Source organism: Rhodococcus maanshanensis NBRC 100610 (assembly GCF_001894865.1).
Classification (GTDB): Bacteria; Actinomycetota; Actinomycetes; order Mycobacteriales; family Mycobacteriaceae; genus Rhodococcus_G; species Rhodococcus_G maanshanensis.
Map to the genome: position 1 here is coordinate 167,037 of NZ_BCXA01000002.1, position 19,054 is coordinate 186,090.

A 19,054-nucleotide genomic window follows, 5' to 3' on the forward strand; every position below is an offset into this window, starting at 1 on the left:
AGTCCGATCACGACTCGATGACAGACTTCTCGCATGGGTATCGGTCGCTACGCCGCCTTGCTGGCACGCCAGCCGGTCCGCAGACTGATCCTGGTCGGGATGATCGCGCGGCTGCCGCATTCCGCGGCCGGGCTCATCCTCACCCTGCACGTCGTGCAGACCCTCGACAGGGGATACGCGGCAGCGGGACTCGCGGCGGCGGCCCTGACCATCGGCATCGCGGTCGGCTCGCCATGGCGTGGCAGGCTGATCGACCGGATCGGGCTGCGAAGGACGTTGCTTCCCTCGGTGATCGCCGAGGGCGTGCTGTGGCCGATCGCCGCGTTCGTGCCCTATGAGGCGCTGATCCCGGTCGCCTTCGTCTGCGGGGCCTTCGCGCTGCCGATCTTCACGGTCGTCCGCCAGAGCATCAGTGTGCTCGTCGGCGAGGCCGATCGGCGGACCGCATACGCGCTCGACTCGATCGGTACCGAGCTGGTGTTCATCGTCGGCCCGGCGACCGGGGTCTTTCTCGGCACCCACTTCAGCACCCGGTTCACCCTCATCGCGATCGGTGCGTCCGTCGTGATGGCCGGGCTGTTCCTGATGTGGTTCAACCCGCCGACCCGCAGCGAGACCGCCGCCGTCGCGGCGGGTGCCGAGGCGGCGGTCGCACCCGCGGTCGACGACGCTACGGCCGCCACCCTCAGCGCCGCTGTGCGCCCCGGCTGGCTCACCGCGGCAACTGTCGGGGTGTTCGCGGCCTCGGCGGGCGCCACGCTGATCCTGGCGGGCACGGACGTCGGCATTCTCGCCGCCCTACGGGCGAGCGGGGAGGTGCAGTCCCTCGGCATCGTGTTCTTCTTCTGGTGCGCGTCCTCGATCGTCGGCGGCCTGATCTACGGCGCGATGCACCGTCCGGTGAGCCCGGCGCTGCTGCTGTTCCTGCTCGGCCTCTTCACGCTCCCGATGGCCTTTGCCGGCTCGACCTTCACGCTGGCGGCCCTCGCCATCCCGGCCGGGCTGTTCTGCGCGCCGGTGATGGCGGCGACGGGGGAGGCGATCGCGGACCTGGTTCCGGAGGACCGGCGGGGCGAGGCGATGGGCTGGCAGGGCACCTCGTTCACCCTCGGCGGTGCGATCGGTTCGCCACTCGCGGGCGCGATGGTCGACCGTGCCGGACCGGCGGCCGGGTTCACCGCGGTCGCGGTACTCGGCATGGTGATCGGCTTGGCAGGGTACGTGGCCAGGCTCTGGGTCAGGGCCGTGCGCGCCGGCCGACACGACCGCGGGTGAGCACCGCGGTCGGGCCAGGGCCGGTAGCGTCAGCGGAACCGATACGAGAGAGGGACAGACGTGGAAGCACTCATCAACATCCTGTACGCCGTCGCGGCGAACATCTACGACAGCGTGTCCGGGTCGAGCGGATCCGCGGCCCCGCAGGAGCCGCAGAACCCGTAGGGCACGCGCCCTAGGCGCCGCCCACCGCGGAGAGCCACTGGCGGGCCTCGTCCGGAAGTCCTCCGGACGACTCCGCGGCGCGGCACCATTTCTTGGCCATCTTCAGGAACTTCATCGGGTTGTAGACGTCCTCCTCGCAGGACCACAGCCCGTCGCCCGCGTAGTGCAGGATCGTCAGGTTCGATGCCTCGTGGATCGTGCCGTCGCCCGGATCGCGCATCGGGTTACGGATCTCGCAGATCACCCAGCCGCGCTCCTCGTCGATCGTGTGCCAGGCCGCGGGGAACTCCGTCATGTGGCTGCCGGGGAAGCTCGTCATCGTCCGGATCACCCACTCCCGGATCTCTTCCCGGCCGTTGAAGTTCCCATAGGCGTGCTCGATGTAGGTGGCGTCCTCGGTGAACATGTCAGCGAACAGGTTCCAGTCGCCCGTCGCGGTGGCCTTCTCCACGGTGCGCTGGTAGCCCTCGAAGGCCGACTCCAGTTCGGCCCTCGTCCACGTCCGGTTGTCGGTCTGGTCCGCCTCGGTCACGTGCATCCTCCGTCGAATTGTCTTGTGCGGCTGTCGGGTTCTGGGTGAGCGGCGTCGGTATCGCTCAGGTCTGGGTGTGCGACGTCGGCGATTCGGCGAGTCCTGGTTCTTCCGCCAGCACGTGCAGCGGGCGGTCGGCCGGGCTCGCCATGTCGGCCCGCCAGGACAGCACCGACCACTTCGACAGTCCGGACAGTGCCGAACCGAGGCTGCCGAACGAGCCGGAGGACAGGGCGGAACCGGCCGAGCCGATGGAGCCTATCGAGAGGATCGAGCCGACGCTGCCGATCGAGAGAATCGAGTAGGCCGAGCCGATCGAGAGGATGGAGCCCTCGGATCGGATGGACAGGATCGAGCGGCGCGAGTGCACGGACTTCCTCGAATGCGATGCGGAGGCCATGGCTGAGGTTTACCACAGGGCCGGGCAAAGCAGAAGGGCCCCTTCGCGATGCGAAGGGGCCCTTCTGAGGTGACTGGTGACCTACGGAACGACAACCATTCCGACGGTCGGCAGGAAGCTGCAGGTGATCGGCGCGGCACCCTCGGCCTGAGTGGTGAGGGAACCGGAGATCACCGCGAGAACGCGGCCGCGGCCGGTGTCGGCGATGGCGGACAGGGTGGCCGGTCCGTCGGGGTTGATCTTCGACTCGGCGGTCAGGTTCTGGGTCGCCGACTTCTGGTTGTCGATGTTGACCCAGCTGACGGTGAGCGGGGTCGGCTGCACGGCGGCGGGCTTCTTGGTGCCCAGCGCGGTGAAGACGAACCCGGCCTGGCCGGCCTTCGGTCCCGGCGGGGGCAGGTGCGCGGGGCCGGGGACGGCCAGCGCGGTACCAACCGAGTCGGCGGTGGCCGAGATGCAGCCCTTGCCGAGGGTCGGGTAGAGGAACTGGGCGATCACGGGGCCACTCTCGGGCGGGAGCTCCGGTCCGCCGCCGCCGCTGCCGTCGAGGAAGGTGATGACCCTGGCGAGGGTCGCCTTCGTCGACTCGGGCAGGTTGGAGGACTCGAGCAGCGTGCGCGCCTGGGCGAGCAGGTCCGCCTGCGGTCCGCCTGCGATGTCGGACGGGCCGGCCGCGGCACCGATGATGGCCGGTGCCAGCGAGGCCAGCGCCTCGATGTTGAGGCCCTGGGGGAGCACGGGCGCCGGCTGCGCCACAGCGTTGGTCGGAGCAGCCAAGGCAGCGGCCGCGGCTATCGCTAGCGCGGTGATCGTTCTGCGCGGTCCTCGCGTACGAAGCACAGTCGTCCCATCCTTATTTCTTCAAGCGTCGGTTGGCCTGCAGGCCCCCAGCGGTAACGAGGGGCCACTCTATGCAGGCCATCAGGCGGTTGTACAGCGCTAGCCGAGACAACCCTGTTATTTCATCGTCACCCGAGGGTGACGTCGTGTCGGGAGTCTATGGCAATGCTGGGCCGGATGATGCTTGCCCGGTGACCATATCTTGTGACTAGAGTGAAAATTGAGATTGTTGATGCAACTGTTATCGACAATTTTCGGGGAGATTCAGCGGTCGCCGCGGCTGCCGTTAGGCTCGCTGTCGAACGCTTCGGGTTCCACCCGTCGGCCCACACCACACGGGAGAACGCGAGACGTGTCCGAGATGCCAACCGCACCGCAGACTCGGGATGCTCGCACCGGTAGCCGGTCGGCGTCGGTCCTCCGCTTCGCCCCGTTGCTGTTGGCGGTCTCCGTCGCGGTGCGGATGGCGTGGGTGTTCCTGAGCCCGAACGGCATGAACCTGGTCGATCTGCACGTCTATGTGGACGGCTCGGCCGCGCTGCTCAGCGACAACCTCTACGACTTCACCTACGCCGAGCTGACCCCGGACTTCCCGCTCCCGTTCACGTACCCGCCGTTCGCCGCGTTGGTGTTCTTCCCGCTGCACTACCTGCCCTTCCCCGTGGTGGGGGTGTGCTGGACGCTGCTCACCATCGCGGCGCTGTTCCTGGTGATCCGCATGAGCCTCGAACTGATCTACGGCGCGGCGGCGAGGGAACCCCGCTGGACCGCGATCGCCCTGACCTGGACAGCGGTCGGGATCTGGACCGAGCCGGTCCGCACCACGCTCGACTACGGGCAGGTCAACGTCTTCCTGGTGCTCGGCGCGATGGTCGCCGTCCGCAGCACCCGGTGGTTGATCGCGGGCGGGCTGGTCGGCGTCATCGCGGGTATCAAGCTCACCCCCGCCATCACCGGCCTCTACTTCGTGGCGCGCAGGCAATGGAAGGCCGCCGTCTTCTCCGCGGTCTCGTTCGGGCTGACGGTGGCGGTCAGCTACCTCTTGATCGGCCCCGCGGCGCGCGAGTACTTCGAACACCTGCTCGGCGACGCGTCTCGGATCGGTCCTGTCGGGTCGGTGTGGAACCAGTCGGTGCGCGGCGCCCTGAGCCGGGTGCTCGGGCATGACGTGGAGAGCGGCTGGCCCTGGCTGGTGGCGGTGGCGGTCGCGGCGCTGCTCGCCTTCTTCGCGTGGCGTGCGCTCGGCGCCGACGACCGGCTCGGCACCCTCGTCGTGGTGCAGCTCTTCGGACTGTTGATCTCGCCGATCTCGTGGTCGCACCACTGGGTGTGGCTGATCCCGATGCTGATCTGGCTCGTGCACGGACCGCTCGCGGGGTTGCTGGGATCGAAGATCCTCGCCGGCTGCTGGCTGGCGTCGACCGTCATCGGGGTGCCGTGGGTGCTGTCCTTCTTCCAGGACTCGATCTGGCTGATCTCGAGGCCGGCCGTGCTGGCCTGGCTGGGCGCCGTGAACGTGGTGGGCGCGGTCGCGTTCTACGCCTGGGTGATCTACGCCGGCCGACTCAGTCCTCGGCAGCCAGACGATCGATCTCCCGCGCAAGGCCAACGTCCAGATCGGTGATCCCGCCCATGGAATGGGTGGCGCAGGTGAAGGTGAGCGTGCGCCAGCGGATGTCGATGTCCGGGTGGTGATTGCGGCTCTCGGCGGCCGCCGCGACCCGATCGACCAACGCGATGGCGGCGGGAAAGGTCGGGCACTTCAGTGTCCGGGTGATCGACGCGCCCGCCCGCTGCCAATCGGGTAGCGATCCCAGCGCGGCTTCGACCTCGGCGTCCGACAGCAACTCGGCCATGACAATGATGGTGCCATGCATGGAGCCCGGGTGGACACGAATGCGGTGCGGGAGGTCGCGGCGGCGGCGATCATCGCGGGCGGTCGGCTGTTGCTCGCGCAGCGGGTGGCGCCGCCCGAACTGGCAGGCATGTGGGAGCTGCCCGGCGGCAAGATCGAGCCGGGGGAGACCCCGGCGCAGGGCCTGCGCCGCGAGCTCCGCGAGGAACTGGGTGTGGACACCGCGGTCGGCGACCGGATCGGGGTGGACGTGCCGCTGCCGAAGGGAATGGTCCTGCGCGCATACCTGGTGTCACTGCGCGACGGGACCCCGACCGCGCTGGAACATTCCGCGGTGCGCTGGGTGGATGCGGCCGAACTCGCCGCAGTCGACCTGGTGCCGAATGACAGGGCGTGGCTGGCCGAGTTGACGGCGGTCCTGCGGGCGGGCTAGCAGGGGGCCGTTGGCGCGTCCATCGCGTGTCGCGTCGGGAGAACCGTTGGCCCCAGCCGTTTCCGTGCCACGCTGATACCCGTCCATCGGCGAATCGAGGGAAGGCGCCAGCCATGAGGCGATCGGCGAGAGCAATTCTGGGTCTGATGGTGGCGGTCGCCGCGCTGACCCTCGGAGTGACGCCCGCGGCGGCCGCCGAGCCGCTGCCCGGCCCGATGCCGTTGGCGGACAACTGGTTCCAGGGGCCCGCCGACCTCTCCGGGTATGCAAACGGCGACGTGATCCGCAGCCGTCCCGTGGAGGTCCGCTTCCCGGCGAACACGGCCTGGCCGGTGGTCAAGACCACCCAGCTGCTCTACCGCACCTCCGATTCGTTCGGGGCTCCGGTGACCACGGCCACGACGGTGATGATCCCCGACCGCCCGTGGACCGGTCCGGGGGCGCGCCCGCTGCTCTCGCAGCAGCAGGCCATGGACGCCCTCGGCCTGCAGTGCAATCCGTCGGTGACCCTGCCCGCGGGCAAGTCCCAGGACCTGGCCCTCATCTCGCCGATGCTCGCGCTCGGCTACGCGGTCGTCACATCCGACTACCAGGGCCCGGAGATGGCCTGGATTGCCGGACGACAGACCGCGCACGGTGTGCTCGACGGGATCCGCGCCGCGCAACGCTTTGAGCCGCTCGGACTCTCGCAGTCTCCGGTCGTCCTGTACGGCTACTCGGGCGGCGGGCACGCGACCGCGTGGGCGGCGGAGCAGAAGGCCACGTACGCACCGGAACTCAACATCATCGGAGCAGCCGAGGGCGGGGTCCCCGGCGACCTGGCCGGGCTCAGCGAGAAGCAGCCCGCGGTCGGTTTCACCGCCTGGGGCACCCTGCTCGGTCTGTCGAGGGAGTACCCGGACAAGATCAGGCCGCAGGACTACCTCAACCCCGAGGGGATCGAGTTCGCCAAGGCGTTGACCGACGGGTGCCTGCCGGACCTGCTCGGCAAGACCAAGGGCGTCAGCCTCGCGCAGTACTCGAAGGTGGGGGACATCCTCACCATCCCGAGCGTCAAAGCTGTGATCGAGGAGAACTCGTTGGCACGCACCGCCGCAACGCCGGACATGCCGCTGTTCGTCTTCCATGACACCAAGGACGTGTTGATCCCGGACTGGGGGATGACCGGCGTGGTCCGCGAGTACTGCAACCGAGGGGTGGACGTCCAGTTCGCTCCCGGGCTCGGCGTCGATCATGTCGGTGGGGCGTTCGTCGGGATGCCGCCGGCCTACAAGTGGCTCGACGATCGCGTCGTCGGCCGTCAGACCACGCCCAACTGCTGAGTCCGAGGGCACGCCACGGGGAGGGGTTCAGGAGGCGCGAGCCTTCTTGAGCCCCTTCTTCAGGTCCTTGCCCTTGACGCCCTCGTTCTCGAGCTTCTTCATCCGCATGATGACGACGGGACACTTGAGGCACCGCGTCTTGCTGCGGCAGCACTTCTTCTTCGGCTTGAGGCTCGAGACCTTCTTCGCCTTGACCTTGCCCATGTCGGCACGGCCCTCCTGCCCGGGTCGGAAACCGGATCATCTCCGGCCTTCCCGAGGTTAGCGTAGCCTCAGAAATCGGCTCGGACGAGGTGCGCCGACTGCCGCGAGGCCGGCACGGACGGGCCCACCACCCGACCGCACCGGCCGATCCGTCAGCCCCCGACCGGGTAGTTGCCCCGAACCAGTCCTGCGGGATCGGTGGACCGCTTGATGGCCCGGAGCCGCGCGATCGTGGCGTCGTCGAAGGCCGACGATGCGGGGTCCCCAGAGCTGAGCATCGAGAGCACGGAAGGGCCGGATGCCCACGGGCCGAGCGTGTTTCGAAGCGTCGACAGTGCGGCGGCGACCGGATCGCGCAGTGCGGGATCCGGCAACATCGCGAGCGCCACCGCCAGATAGTCGCCGTGGATCGGTCCGGCGCAGCCACGCCCGGCGCGCCGCAGCGCCCCACCGAGGTGGCGCAGCTGCACCTGGAACAGCGGGGTCGCGACGCCTGCCCCCGCGAGCCCGAGTACTCGGTCGATGAGGTTCTCGTCGACGACGGTCACGGCCATCGCGGTGTGGGTGGCGGCGGAGGGGTCCTCGGGCTCCTCGCAGACCGCCCCGAGCTCGGATGGCAGTAGCGGCCGGACGGTGTCGCGGAGCACCGGGCCCGCCGCCCGGATCGGCGCCAGCAGGGCGCCCAGCTCCTCGGGCCCGCCGAGGTGGACCGCGTCCACGAAACAGAAGGAGCGTCCGCGGATCTCCTCCGGCAGGAACGGCAGTGGCGGGAAATGGGTCACCGACGCCCACAGGCTGAGCGTGTCCGGCGCGACACTGGTCACCTCGCCGAACGCGCGCAACACCTCGCCTGCGTCCTCGGCGGGGAACGCCAGCCGTCCGCCGGTGATCTGCGGAGCGGGGAACAGATCGATCTCGACCGCGGTGACGATCCCGAAGTCCCCGCCGCCGCCGCGCAGCGCCCACATCAGGTCCGGGTCCCGTTCCTCGGTGACCCACCGGTGCATGCCGAGCGGGTCGACGAGCTCGACCGCACGCAGGGAGCTCGCACCGGTACCGAATCTGCGTGAGAACCAGGACATCCCGCCGCCGAGGCAGAAGCCGACGACGGAGATGCCAGGGCTCGAGCCCGCGAGCCCGACCAGTCCGGTGCCGTCGAGGGCCTGCATCAGCGCACCCCAGGTCACACCCGCGCCCACCCTGGCGACCCGGGACTGGGCGTCGATCCAGACGTCGTCGAGGGCGCCGGTCCGGATGAGGACGACGTCCTCGAGCGAGTCCGTGGCTCCGTGTCCGCTGGGCTGTGCGCTGACCCTGAGTCCATGGGTGTGCGCGAAACGGACTGTCCGCACGACGTCCTGGGCGGTCGAGGCGAGCACCACGGCCTGCGGGCGCTGCTCGACGCTCCTGTTCCACGGGGCGGCCGACTCCTGGAAGTCCTCGTCGTGCGGGCGCAGGACCGTGCCGTCGAGCATCGGACCGAGATCGGCGAGCGGGTCGACGGCGGAGAGGACCGGATCGCCCCCGCGGGGAGATTGCTGTGTGAAGGTCATGGATCAACCGTCGCGGAGCCGGCGGCCTCGGACCATCCCAGTGCCCGGGGGACCCGGACCCCCAGAATTCTGGGGTTCCCCCTTCACGTTCGGCGCTGCAGAATTTCCTTCCATGGCGACCATGCGCGCGGAGACCGTCCGCACCCGGCTCGACGCGTTGTCCCGCGCGGGACTGTCGTGGGGTGAGTTCGGCGAGAACGCACTCCAGTTGCTCACCAAGGCGGTGCCGTTCGACTCCGCGTGCTTCGGCACCATCGACCCGGCGACGACGATGGTCACCGGGTCGGTGAAGACCGGCCTGGACGACCCGTGTGAGGCCGAGTTCGCACACCACGAGTACGTGGAGGACGACGTCAGCCTGTTCTCCGACCTGGCCCGGCGCAACGTCGGGGCGAGCATCCTGCACGAGGAGACCGGGGGCGACCCACGCAGGAGCTCTCGATTCCGCGACCTGTTCGAGCCGGTGTTCGGACTCGGACACGAGATGCGGGTGACGCTGAGGACCGGCGGCGACGTCTGGGGCGGCCTCGCGATCTATCGGCGCTCCGGTGGCAGCGGCTTCAGCCCGGCCGAGGCGGACTTCATCGACGGGCTGTCCGGGATGCTCGCGCTCGGGGTGCGGGCGGGCCTACTCGTCGGTGCCGCCGAGCGCCAGGAGCTGTGCGACTCGGCGGACGGGCCCGCTGTGCTGACGTTCGATCACACCAATGCCGTCTGTCAGGCGACCGTTGCGGCGGAGAGGCGGATCGAGGAACTCGGCGGCGCAGTCTGGGGGGAGTTGCCCCAGCCGGTGCTCGCGATCGTCGCGACCGCGCGTGCGCTCGGAGCGGGCCGGCTCGGGGTGGTGCCGAGCGTGCGGGTGCGGTCGCGGGCGGGCCGGTGGCTCACCGTGCACGCATCCCCGCTCAGCGGTCGCGGTGACACCCCGACGCAGGTCGTGGTCACCATCGAGCTGTCCGGCGCCCCCGAGGTGGTGCCCCTCGTGGTCGCCGGGTTCGGGCTCACCGCGCGCGAGCGGGATGTGGTCGACGGGGTGCTGCGCGGCGCGACCACGGCCGAGATCGCCAAGTCGCTGCACCTGTCGCCGTACACCGTCCAGGACCACCTCAAGGTGGTGTTCGACAAGGCCGGGGTGTCCAGCAGGAGGGAGCTGACGTCGAAGGTCTTCTTCGACCACTACGCCCCGAGGATCGGCGGTTCGCTGAGTCAGTCCGGGTGGTTCGCCGAGTAGCAGATCCAGGGTGATTCACAACTCGTTTTCGGCGGAATTGCCGAGGACGGGTAGTATCTAGCTGGCCGCAATGCCTGCACAGGCCGTCCTGTGCTGATGGATTCGCATTCGCGACGCGGCCGCCCGAGCCGTGCGAGCCTAGGTTTCGCGTGGCTGAATCAAGCCAGCCAGGAGACCGCAGCGTGCCCAGCACCACCTTCCGCAATGTTGCCATCGTCGCACACGTCGACCATGGCAAGACCACCCTCGTCGACGCCATGCTCCGGCAGTCCGGCGCATTCGCCGAGCGTGCCGAACTGGTCGACCGCGTGATGGACTCCGGTGACCTGGAGCGCGAAAAGGGCATCACCATCCTCGCGAAGAACACCGCCGTGCATAAGCACAACGAGGACGGTTCCGTCACCATCATCAACGTGATCGACACCCCCGGCCACGCCGACTTCGGTGGCGAGGTCGAGCGCGGCCTGTCCATGGTCGACGGCGTCGTGCTGCTGGTCGACGCGTCCGAGGGCCCGCTGCCGCAGACCCGCTTCGTGCTGCGCAAGGCGCTCGCCGCGTCGCTGCCGGTCATCATCGTGGTGAACAAGACCGACCGTCCCGACGCCCGCATCGAGGAGGTCGTGGCCGAGTCCCAGGACCTGCTCCTCGACCTGGCGTCCGACCTCGACGACGAGGCCGCCCAGGCCGCCGAGGCGCTGCTGGACCTGCCGGTCCTGTACGCGTCGGGTCGCGAGGGCAAGGCATCGCTGAACCAGCCGGAGAACGGCCAGGCTCCCGACACCGAGAACCTCAGCGTCCTCTTCGACGTGCTGATGGAGCATGTCCCGGCCCCGAAGGGTGACGCCTCGGCGCCCCTGCAGGCTCACGTCACCAACCTCGACGCCTCCGACTTCCTCGGCCGCCTCGCGCTGGTCCGCATTCACAACGGCGAGCTGCGCAAGGGCCAGACCGTCACGTGGATGCACGCAGACGGCGTCAAGAACGTCAAGATCACCGAGCTGCTCAAGACCGTCGGCGTCACCCGTGAGCCCGGCGAGAGCGCGACCGCCGGTGACATCGTCGCCGTCGCAGGCATCCCGGAGATCATGATCGGCGACACCCTCGCCGACACCGAGAACCCGGTCGCGCTGCCGACCATCACCGTCGACGAGCCCGCGATCTCCGTGGTCATCGGCACCAACACCTCCCCGCTCGTCGGTCGCGTGAAGGGCCACAAGCTGACCGCCCGCATGGTCAAGTCCCGCCTGGACTCCGAGCTGATCGGCAACGTGTCGCTGCGCGTTCTCGACATCGGCCGCCCGGACGCCTGGGAGGTGCAGGGCCGCGGTGAGCTGGCGCTGGCCATCCTCGTCGAGCAGATGCGTCGCGAGGGCTTCGAGCTCACCGTCGGCAAGCCGCAGGTCGTCACGCGTCAGGTCGACGGCAAGGTGCACGAGCCGTTCGAGGAACTGACCATCGACACCCCCGAGGAGCACCTCGGCGCGATCACCCAGCTGCTCGCGAACCGCAAGGGCAAGATGGTCCAGATGACCAACCACGGCACCGGCTGGGTGCGGATGGAGTTCATCGTCCCGTCGCGTGGCCTGATCGGTTTCCGCACCGACTTCCTCACCGAGACCCGCGGCACCGGCATCGCCAACGCCGTCTCGCACGGCTACGGCCCGTGGGCGGGCGAGATCCGCGCCCGCCACACCGGCTCGCTGGTCTCCGACCGCACCGGCTCGGTGACCCCGTTCGCGATGATCCAGCTCTCGGACCGCGGCACGTTCTTCGTCGATCCGGGCGCGGACACCTACGAGGGCATGGTCGTCGGTATCAACCCGCGCGCCGAGGACCTCGACATCAACGTCACCAAGGAGAAGAAGCTCACCAACATGCGTTCGGCGACCGCCGACGCCACGGAGACCCTCGCGAAGCCGATCGAGCTGACCCTCGAGAGCGCGATGGAGTTCTGTGCAGGCGACGAGTGCGTCGAGGTCACCCCGGAGGCGATCCGCGTGCGCAAGGTGCACCTGTCCCAGACCGACCGCGCCCGCGAGCGTTCGCGCGCGAAGTCCCGCGACAAGGCCGCGCTGTAAAGTTGCGCTTCGCGCACTGTGCGCGTGTCTCACCCCGATCGGGGTGAGACACGCGCACAGGCGGCGCAGCCGCAATTCGAAAGGGACAGCCAGTGCACGAAGCGGGACCAGCCGGGCGAAGATTCCGACAGATCCTGCCGATTGCGACAGTCCTCGTCGCCGGCCTCGTGCTGGCGGGCTGCACCGCGAACCCGCCACCCCCGGTGGAGAGCACCGACAGTCCCAAGCCGACGACGACGGTACCGACCAAGAACACGGTCGTGGTCGCGATCGACGAGTTGGGCCTCGGCTTCAACCCGCACCTGGTCTCCGACCAGTCCCCGGTCACCTCGGCGGTCAGCTCGATGGTGCTGCCCAGTGCCTTCCGTCCTGTGCCCAGCCCGACCCGGCCCGGCGGCACGGACTGGCTCCCCGACGAGTCCCTGCTGATCTCCGCGGACGTCACCTCGCAGAATCCGTTCACCGTCACGTACCAGCTCCGCAACGAGGCGCAGTGGTCCGACAGCGCGCCGATCGCCGCCGAGGACTTCCGCTACCTGTGGCGGCAGATGATCAGCCAGCCAGGGGTCGTCGACCCGGCCGGCTACGGACTCATCACCGACATCGGCTCCTCGGGCGGCGGCAAGACCGTCACCGTGACGATGAGCTCGCCGTATCCGGCCTGGCGCGAGCTGTTCACGGACCTGCTCCCTTCGCACCTGGTGAAGGACTCGCCGGGCGGGTTCACCCGCGGACTGGCCGAGAACATCCCCGTCTCCGGCGCCGACTTCCACATCAAGTCCATCGACCGCGGCCGCGACGAGATCCTGCTCGAGCGCAACGACCGGTTCTGGGGTAAGCCCGCGACCCCCGACCAGATCCTCATGCGTCGCGGTGGTTCGTCCGCGCAGTTGGCGGACTCGATGCGGTCCGGTGACGCCCAGGTCGCGCAGGTTCGGGGCAACGGCCCCCTGCAGGCGCAGTTGGCCGCCATTCCCTCGGTACGCGCCGCCGTCACCCCCGCACCCCGGGTGCTGGAGCTGACCATGAACGGCAGGGTGCCCGCGCTCGCCGACCAGCGGCTGCGCCGCGGCCTGATGGGGCTGCTCAGCCCCGACCTGTTGGCCTCCGTCGGTACCCCGACCGGCGCGAACGCGACGCCGGCCCGGGCCCAGGTGCTGGCACCGTCCGATCCGGGTTACGTCCCGACCGCCCCGCCCGCCCCGAGCCGTGAGCAGGCGCTCGGGTTGCTCGCCGAGGCGGGCTGGGTTCACACGTCCGTCGACGGCCCTGGCGAGACGGCCCAGTCCGAGATCACGAAGGACGGCGAACAGCTGGCCCTGGTGATCGGCGCACCGGAGGGCGACGACTCGGCCATCGCCGTCGCGAACACCGCTGCCGACCAGCTGCGCGGCGCCGGGGTGGATGCGACGGTGACGACGATGCGTCCGGATGAGCTGTACGGCAAGTCGCTCGTCGAGGGCGAGGTCGACGCCGTGGTCGGCTGGGTGCGCGCCGGCTCCGATCCGGCGACCTCGATGGCCTCCCGGTTCGCCTGCCCGCCGCCTGCGGTGCCTGCCCCGGCTCCCTCCGGCACCGACGAGTCGACGGACGCCGAGCCCGACGTCGTGCCCGATCCGCTTGCCCCGAGCAACCTGTCGGGGCTCTGCGATCCCGCCCTGCAGGTGGGCATCGACGAGGCGCTTCGCGGGACCGCGGATATCGGGCACGTGATCGCGCAGGCCGAGCCGAAGCTGTGGGATCTCGCCGCCGTGCTGCCCGTCCTGCAGGACACGACCGTGGTCGCGGCCGGGCCGGGCGTCCAGGGCGTCTCGCTGACCGGCGCGATCCAGGTCGGCATCTTCGCCGATGCCGCCGGCTGGTCGAGGAGCCCGCAGTGAGCGAACGTCGACTGCTGCTGGTACACGCCCATCCCGACGACGAGACCCTCACCACCGGGGGCACCATCGCGCGGTACGCCGCCGAGGGCGCGCGGGTGACAGTGCTGACGTGCACGCTCGGCGAGGAGGGTGAGGTGATCGGTGAGCGGTGGGCAGGCCTCGTCGCCGACCGCGCCGATCAGCTCGGCGGCTACCGCATCCTCGAGCTGACCGAGGCGCTCGCGAGGCTGGGTGTCGACGGACCCAGGTTCCTTGGCGGGGCGGGACGCTGGCGGGACTCCGGGATGATCGGCACCCCGTCAGCCGCCAACCCGCGCGCCTTCGTGAACGCCGACCCCGAGGTGGCGATCGAGGCCCTCGTCGCGGTGATCCGGGAGGTTCGTCCGCACGTGGTGGTCTGCTACGACCCCGACGGCGGCTACGGCCACCCCGATCACATCCAGGCGCACCGCTTCACGATGGCCGCGGCCGCGGCCGCGGGCACAGACGCATACCCCGACGCGGGCACGCCATGGGCGCCGGCGAAGGTGTATTGGACTGTCACCGAGGCGAACTCGTTGTCACGGGGGATCGAGTGCATCACCGAGATCCCGTCGTCGTGGCGGATGCCGGAGCCGGGGGAGTTGCCCTGTGTGCCCGACGAGTCGGTGACCGCCGCGGTGGACGTGCGGGCGGCGCTCGATGCCAAGCGGGCCGCACTGGCCGCGCACGCGACGCAGGTGACGGTGTCGGAGACCGGGTCGGAGTACGCGCTGTCGAACAATGTCGCGCAGCCGATCCTGGCCGAGGAGCACTACGTCCTGGTGCGCGGCGTCCGCGGCGAGGCCGACGGCGACGATCGCGAGCGGGACCTGTTCTCCGGCATCGCTTTCTAGAGAGCGTGACCCCGGAGCTTCGCGTCCGGCCCACGGTGTGACTCGATCCGGGTTACCCTCGGGGTGCTTCATCAGTCGTTCCTGAGTTCTTTCGCGCGTGTATGCAGATCGAATGTCGATTTCGCCGATCACGGAGGGATGAGCCCGATGGCGTTGCACAGGGTCACCGACAGGGGCGGGGACGTCCAAGACATCTACTCGACGCCGCTCAGCCGAGAAGTGCTGCCGAAGTACCAGATGCCGGACGGACCATCGGACCCACGGATCGCCTACGCGCTGATCCACGGCGAACTCCAGCTGGACGGCAACTCCTCGCAGAACCTCGCGACGTTCTGTTCGACCTGGTCAGAGGACGAGGTCCACCGGCTGATGAACGACTGCCTCGACAAGAACATGATCGACAAGGACGAGTATCCGCAGACCGCGGAGATCGAGTCCCGGTGCGTGCACATGCTGGCGGACCTGTGGAACTCGCCTGCCGGACGCGAGACCATGGGGTGCTCGACCACCGGATCGAGCGAGGCCGCCATGCTCGGCGGGCTGGCCCTCAAGTGGCGCTGGCGCCAGCGGCGGCAGGCGGAGGGCAAACCGACGGACCGCCCGAACCTGGTGTGCGGGCCGGTGCAGATCTGCTGGGACAAGTTCGCCCGGTATTTCGACGTGGAGTTGCGGCAGGTCCCGCTCGAGCCGGGCGCGACGGGGATACGTCCGCACCAGTTGCGGGAGTACGTCGACGAGAACACCATCGGCGTCGTCGCGATCCTGGGCGTCACGTACACCTGCGACTACGAGCCAGTCGCGGAGATCGCGGCGGAGCTGGACGCGATCATGGCGGACACCGGGCTGGACGTGCCCGTACACGTCGACGCGGCCAGCGGGGGGTTCATCGCCCCGTTCGTGCAGCCGGAGTTGGTGTGGGACTTCAGGATCCCGCGAGTGGCCTCCATCAACACCTCCGGTCACAAATACGGGCTGGCCCCGCTGGGGGTCGGCTGGGTGGTGTGGCGGTCGGCGGACCTGCTGCCAGAGGACCTGGTGTTCCGGGTGAGCTATCTCGGCGGCGACATGCCGACCTTTGCGCTCAACTTCTCCCGGCCGGGCGGGGAGATCGTCGCCCAGTACTACCTGTTGCTTCGCCTCGGCCGCGAGGGCTACCGGATGATTCAGCAGACGTGTGCCGAAATCGCCCAGGCCCTCGCCGAGGAGATCAAGACGATGGGGCCGTTCACCTTGCTCTACGACGGGACCGGCGGGTTGCCCGCGGTGTCCTACACCCTGACCGACCCGGCGACCGCGGGCTTCTCGCTCTACGACCTCAGCGACGAGCTGCGCAGGCGCGGCTGGCAGGTGCCCTCGTACCCGCTGCCCGCGAACCGTCAGGAGACCGTCATCCAGCGGGTCCTGGTCCGGCACGGGATCTCCCGCGACGTGATCTCCCTGCTGGCCGAGGACATCCGTCGATCGCTGGCGCGACTGGCAGGAGGTGCACCGTCAGACGAGGCCCGGTCCGGGTTCCATCACTGACGGGTTCGGGGTCCTTCCCGGGACACGGGGTCGGCTGTGGCGGCCGACACCCATCCGACTAGACTGTGACATGGGTCATAGTCGGGTCGGGCTGACGGAAGGGTGTCGATGTACAACTGGAGTGTTCAGAACGCGATCGTGGCATTCGTGGATTCGCTGCGCCCCCACTCGGAGCAGCATCACGAGATGTACATGAACGCGCTGTACAACTTCGTCGACATGCAGAGTCACCTCCTCACGCTCCTCGGCTACCCGCCGGTGGGCTGAAGCCCCCGGCCTACGATTGGTGCCATGACTTCCGGCACCAGCCCCGCACCGACCGGGCGTCGCATCCTCGACTCGGCAATTCTCGGTCTGCTGATGTTCGACGGCGCGCTCACGGCCGTGCTGGCCGTGCTGTTCCTGCCCACCTACCTGGGTTCGGTGCCGTTTCCGATCAGCGCGCTCGTCGCGGGCGTCGTCAACGTGTTGCTGGTGCTCGGGGCCCGTACCGTGACCGACCGGGCATCGATGGCGGCGCTTCCACTGGTCGGCTGGTTCCTCGGCTTCGTGCTGTGCATGTTCGGCGGTCCCGGCGGGGACGCACTGTTGCTCGCGAGCCCGCTGACCCTGGTGCTGCTCGGGTTCGCGGTGGTGCCCGCAGGGCTGCTCTTGCTGAGGTTCGCCTCCGAGGAGGCCGTCGCGCGCGGCAGCTCCGTCAGGCGGGCCTAGCGCGCCCGGCGGGGGTTCGATTCGTCAATCGCCGGTCGGAGTGCACGACGGACTGTTAGCGTGCCTCGACCGCAGCAGTGCGACGAGTGGAGCAGACAAGTGACCGAGGCTTCGAGCCCGTTGATCGGTGTCCGTCGGATGGGTTGTGCCGCAGCGGCGATGGCGGCCGCGGTCGCCGCAACTCTGCTCGGCACCGGCGTGGCAGGCGCCGTCCCACCGCCGGCGGGCCTCGACGAGGTCCTGTTCGTCGGGAACAACTGGGAAGGCACGGCCGACGTCATCGAGTCGACCGGCGGCTACGCCAAACTCGGCCGGGTGAACATCATCCCGGACAAGGAGGAGCGGCTGCGGGAGATCTACCTGAACCCGATCAAGCTGGGCTTCTTCCTCGGGATCCGCGAGACCGCGGGCGAGGGGCACGACCAGTTCGTCGACGACATGTACACCACCCCGGACGGGTCCGCGGTCGTCGCCTCCCGGCCCAGCTTCGCCGACGTCGTCTCGATCGATCTGGTCAGCGGAAAGGTCAACTGGCGCTTCCCGGTATCCGGTTTCCGGGCAGACCACATGGCCGTCTCGCCGGACGGCGGCCGGGTCGCGGTCTCCGCGTCGACCAGCAACACGGTGCACGTGCTCGACATCCGCACCGGCGCGCAGGTCGGGTCGTTCAGGACGGGGGACAAGCCGCACGAGAACGTCTTCACCGACGGCGGCCGGTACCTGTGGAACATGTCCATCGGTGAGGTGAACACCCCGCTGGACGCGCCCTCGCAGGACTCGACCAAGGGCGACCGCAGGATCACTGTCGTCGATGCCCAGACGTTCCAGACGGTGAAGGTGATCGACATGCGGGATCGGCTGGACGCCTTCGGCCGGAAGGACCTCTCGGACTCGGTACGGCCCGTCGCGTTCGCCCCGGACGAGAGCAAGCTGTACTTCCAGGTGTCCTTCTTCAACGGCTTCGTCGAATACGACATCGCCTCGGACACGATCACCCGGATCAAGGAACTGCCGAAGAACCCGAACACCAACCCGGATCGGACCACCTGGGTCAACGACTCCCGCCACCACGGCATGTCGATCAGTCCGGACGGCCGCAAGCTGTGTATCGCCGGGACCATGGACGACTACGTGACCGTCGTCGACACGGCCACATTGCAGGAGACCCCGACCGTCCCGGCCGGAAAGCCGTACTGGGCCACGGTCAACGGTGACGGCACGCACTGCATCATCTCCGAGAGCGCCGACGACTCGGTGAGCGCGATCGACTTCGCGACCGGCCAGAAGGTGGCGACCGTGCCCGTGGGCGATCACCCGCAGCGGGTGCGCATCGGGCACGTCCCCGACGGCTGGGCCGGTACCCCCGACGGGGGGACGGGCACGGGCAGCCTCGAGGGTGCGCTGGGAAGCGTGGGCTCCTAGCTACTCCTGTGGCAGCAACCCCGCCGCTCGACCGGCCTCGGACAGCACCGCCTCGACCATCGCCGGGGTGAGCCGACCGGTGAAGGTGTTCTGCTGGCTGACGTGAAAGCAGCCGAACAGGTGCAGGTCGTGCCCGCTCCCCGATGCGGGGAGCACGACGTGCGCGCCGTGCCCGAACTTCGGCCGCGGCCGCGGGATAGGCCACCCGGCGTCGGCCAGCGCGGGCAGCAGCGCCTGCCAACCGAATCCGCCGAGCACCACCACCGCCCGCAGGGTGGGGCTGAGCAGCCGCAGTTCCTCGTCGATCCAGCGCCTGCAGGTGTCCCGCTCGGTGGGGGTCGGCTTGTTGTCCGGGGGCGCGCAGTGCACCGGTGCCGTGACCCGGGTGCCGCGCAGTGTCAGCCCGTCCCCGATGTGAATCGAGGTCGGTTGGTTCGCCAGGCCGACCGCGTGCAGCGCCGCGTACAGCACGTCCCCGCTGCGGTCGCCGGTGAACATCCGGCCGGTGCGGTTGCCGCCGTGCGCGGCCGGAGCCAGCCCGACGATCAGCAGTGCCGCGTAATCCGGGCCGAAGCCGGGAACGGGCCTGCCCCAGTACGTCTCGTCGCGGAACGCGGCACGTTTCTCCACGGCCACACGCTCGCGCCACTCGACCAGGCGTGGGCAGCGCCTGCAGTCGACGAGCTCGCCGTCCATCTCGGCGAGGGTGGCATGGGCTTCCACAGATCCGACGGTACCCGCGCGGTGGGCCCGC

At 69.3% G+C, this 19,054-nt stretch carries 19 protein-coding genes; 12 read left to right on the forward strand and 7 right to left on the reverse strand.

The window, feature by feature from the left end; translation table 11 throughout:
- Positions 1–33: 33 nt before the first annotated feature.
- Positions 34–1,275 (forward strand): MFS transporter, encoded by a 1,242-nt coding sequence (locus tag RM1_RS01050; RefSeq protein ID WP_072749591.1) that lies wholly within the window; start codon positions 34–36, stop codon positions 1,273–1,275.
- A gap of 175 nt (positions 1,276–1,450) precedes the next feature.
- Here the strand turns inward: RM1_RS01050 and RM1_RS01055 are convergent, their stop codons facing one another.
- From RM1_RS01055 to RM1_RS01065, 3 genes are all read right to left on the reverse strand, one after another.
- Positions 1,451–1,978: a nuclear transport factor 2 family protein gene (locus RM1_RS01055; protein ID WP_072749592.1), complete on the reverse strand. Its 528-nt coding sequence runs from the start codon at positions 1,976–1,978 to the stop codon at positions 1,451–1,453.
- A 58-nt stretch (positions 1,979–2,036) separates the two neighbouring features.
- Positions 2,037–2,372 carry a hypothetical protein gene (locus tag RM1_RS01060; RefSeq protein ID WP_072749593.1) on the reverse strand — a complete coding sequence of 112 codons (336 nt, stop codon included), beginning with the start codon at positions 2,370–2,372 and terminating at the stop codon, positions 2,037–2,039.
- A gap of 81 nt (positions 2,373–2,453) precedes the next feature.
- Entirely contained in the window at positions 2,454–3,212 is a 759-nt protein-coding gene (locus RM1_RS01065) for an Rv1157c family protein (RefSeq protein WP_072749594.1), read from the reverse strand.
- A 361-nt stretch (positions 3,213–3,573) separates the two neighbouring features.
- On the opposite strand from RM1_RS01065, the gene RM1_RS01070 reads away from it, so the two are divergent.
- Positions 3,574–4,836, forward strand: coding sequence for a mannosyltransferase (locus tag RM1_RS01070; RefSeq protein ID WP_072749682.1), 1,263 nt, complete (start codon positions 3,574–3,576; stop codon positions 4,834–4,836).
- On the opposite strand, the gene RM1_RS01075 is transcribed toward RM1_RS01070, so the two are convergent.
- The gene (locus RM1_RS01075; protein WP_072749683.1) at positions 4,778–5,068 is read right to left on the reverse strand and encodes a 4a-hydroxytetrahydrobiopterin dehydratase; all 291 of its coding nucleotides are present in this window, start codon (positions 5,066–5,068) and stop codon (positions 4,778–4,780) included. The genes RM1_RS01070 and RM1_RS01075 overlap by 59 nt on opposite strands.
- A gap of 30 nt (positions 5,069–5,098) precedes the next feature.
- Between RM1_RS01075 and RM1_RS01080 the strand changes: the two genes are divergently transcribed.
- Together RM1_RS01080 and RM1_RS01085 are read left to right on the forward strand one after the other, a co-directional pair.
- The gene (locus RM1_RS01080) at positions 5,099–5,500 is read left to right on the forward strand and encodes a (deoxy)nucleoside triphosphate pyrophosphohydrolase (RefSeq protein ID WP_425528684.1); all 402 of its coding nucleotides are present in this window, start codon (positions 5,099–5,101) and stop codon (positions 5,498–5,500) included.
- A gap of 146 nt (positions 5,501–5,646) precedes the next feature.
- A complete protein-coding gene (locus tag RM1_RS01085) occupies positions 5,647–6,822 on the forward strand; it encodes a lipase family protein (RefSeq protein WP_072749596.1) in 1,176 nt (391 codons plus the stop codon).
- 27 nt (positions 6,823–6,849) lie between these two features.
- Here RM1_RS01085 and RM1_RS26285 read toward each other — a convergent pair whose 3' ends face one another.
- Both RM1_RS26285 and RM1_RS01090 read right to left on the reverse strand, forming a co-directional pair.
- Positions 6,850–7,026, reverse strand: coding sequence for a hypothetical protein (locus RM1_RS26285; protein WP_092667787.1), 177 nt, complete (start codon positions 7,024–7,026; stop codon positions 6,850–6,852).
- 152 nt (positions 7,027–7,178) lie between these two features.
- Positions 7,179–8,579, reverse strand: coding sequence for an FAD-binding oxidoreductase (locus RM1_RS01090; RefSeq protein WP_083576441.1), 1,401 nt, complete (start codon positions 8,577–8,579; stop codon positions 7,179–7,181).
- Between the two features lie 112 nt (positions 8,580–8,691).
- Here RM1_RS01090 and RM1_RS01095 point away from each other — a divergent pair, with 112 nt between their 5' ends.
- The 8 genes from RM1_RS01095 to RM1_RS01125 all read left to right on the forward strand — a co-directional run bounded on the left by RM1_RS01095 (position 8,692) and on the right by RM1_RS01125 (position 18,300).
- Positions 8,692–9,810, forward strand: a complete 1,119-nt coding sequence (locus RM1_RS01095; protein ID WP_072749597.1) for a LuxR C-terminal-related transcriptional regulator — start codon at positions 8,692–8,694, stop codon at positions 9,808–9,810.
- 182 nt (positions 9,811–9,992) lie between these two features.
- Positions 9,993–11,888: a translational GTPase TypA gene (typA, locus tag RM1_RS01100; protein ID WP_072749598.1), complete on the forward strand. Its 1,896-nt coding sequence runs from the start codon at positions 9,993–9,995 to the stop codon at positions 11,886–11,888.
- 92 nt (positions 11,889–11,980) lie between these two features.
- Positions 11,981–13,768, forward strand: a complete 1,788-nt coding sequence (locus tag RM1_RS01105) for an ABC transporter family substrate-binding protein (protein ID WP_072749599.1) — start codon at positions 11,981–11,983, stop codon at positions 13,766–13,768.
- Positions 13,765–14,643, forward strand: coding sequence for an N-acetyl-1-D-myo-inositol-2-amino-2-deoxy-alpha-D-glucopyranoside deacetylase (mshB, locus tag RM1_RS01110; protein ID WP_072749600.1), 879 nt, complete (start codon positions 13,765–13,767; stop codon positions 14,641–14,643). The genes RM1_RS01105 and mshB overlap by 4 nt, the downstream gene beginning before the upstream one ends.
- A gap of 147 nt (positions 14,644–14,790) precedes the next feature.
- Positions 14,791–16,167, forward strand: coding sequence for a glutamate decarboxylase (gad, locus tag RM1_RS01115; protein WP_072749685.1), 1,377 nt, complete (start codon positions 14,791–14,793; stop codon positions 16,165–16,167).
- A 108-nt stretch (positions 16,168–16,275) separates the two neighbouring features.
- On the forward strand, positions 16,276–16,434 hold the full coding sequence (locus tag RM1_RS26290) for a hypothetical protein (RefSeq protein ID WP_169310534.1): 159 nt from the start codon (positions 16,276–16,278) through the stop codon (positions 16,432–16,434).
- A 24-nt stretch (positions 16,435–16,458) separates the two neighbouring features.
- A complete protein-coding gene (locus RM1_RS01120; RefSeq protein ID WP_072749601.1) occupies positions 16,459–16,878 on the forward strand; it encodes a hypothetical protein in 420 nt (139 codons plus the stop codon).
- Positions 16,879–16,977: 99 nt separating this feature from the next.
- A complete protein-coding gene (locus tag RM1_RS01125) occupies positions 16,978–18,300 on the forward strand; it encodes a YncE family protein (RefSeq protein ID WP_245815917.1) in 1,323 nt (440 codons plus the stop codon).
- Here the strand turns inward: RM1_RS01125 and RM1_RS01130 are convergent, their stop codons facing one another.
- Positions 18,301–18,996, reverse strand: coding sequence for a uracil-DNA glycosylase (locus RM1_RS01130; RefSeq protein WP_072749603.1), 696 nt, complete (start codon positions 18,994–18,996; stop codon positions 18,301–18,303).
- Between the last annotated feature and the right edge of the window lie 58 nt (positions 18,997–19,054).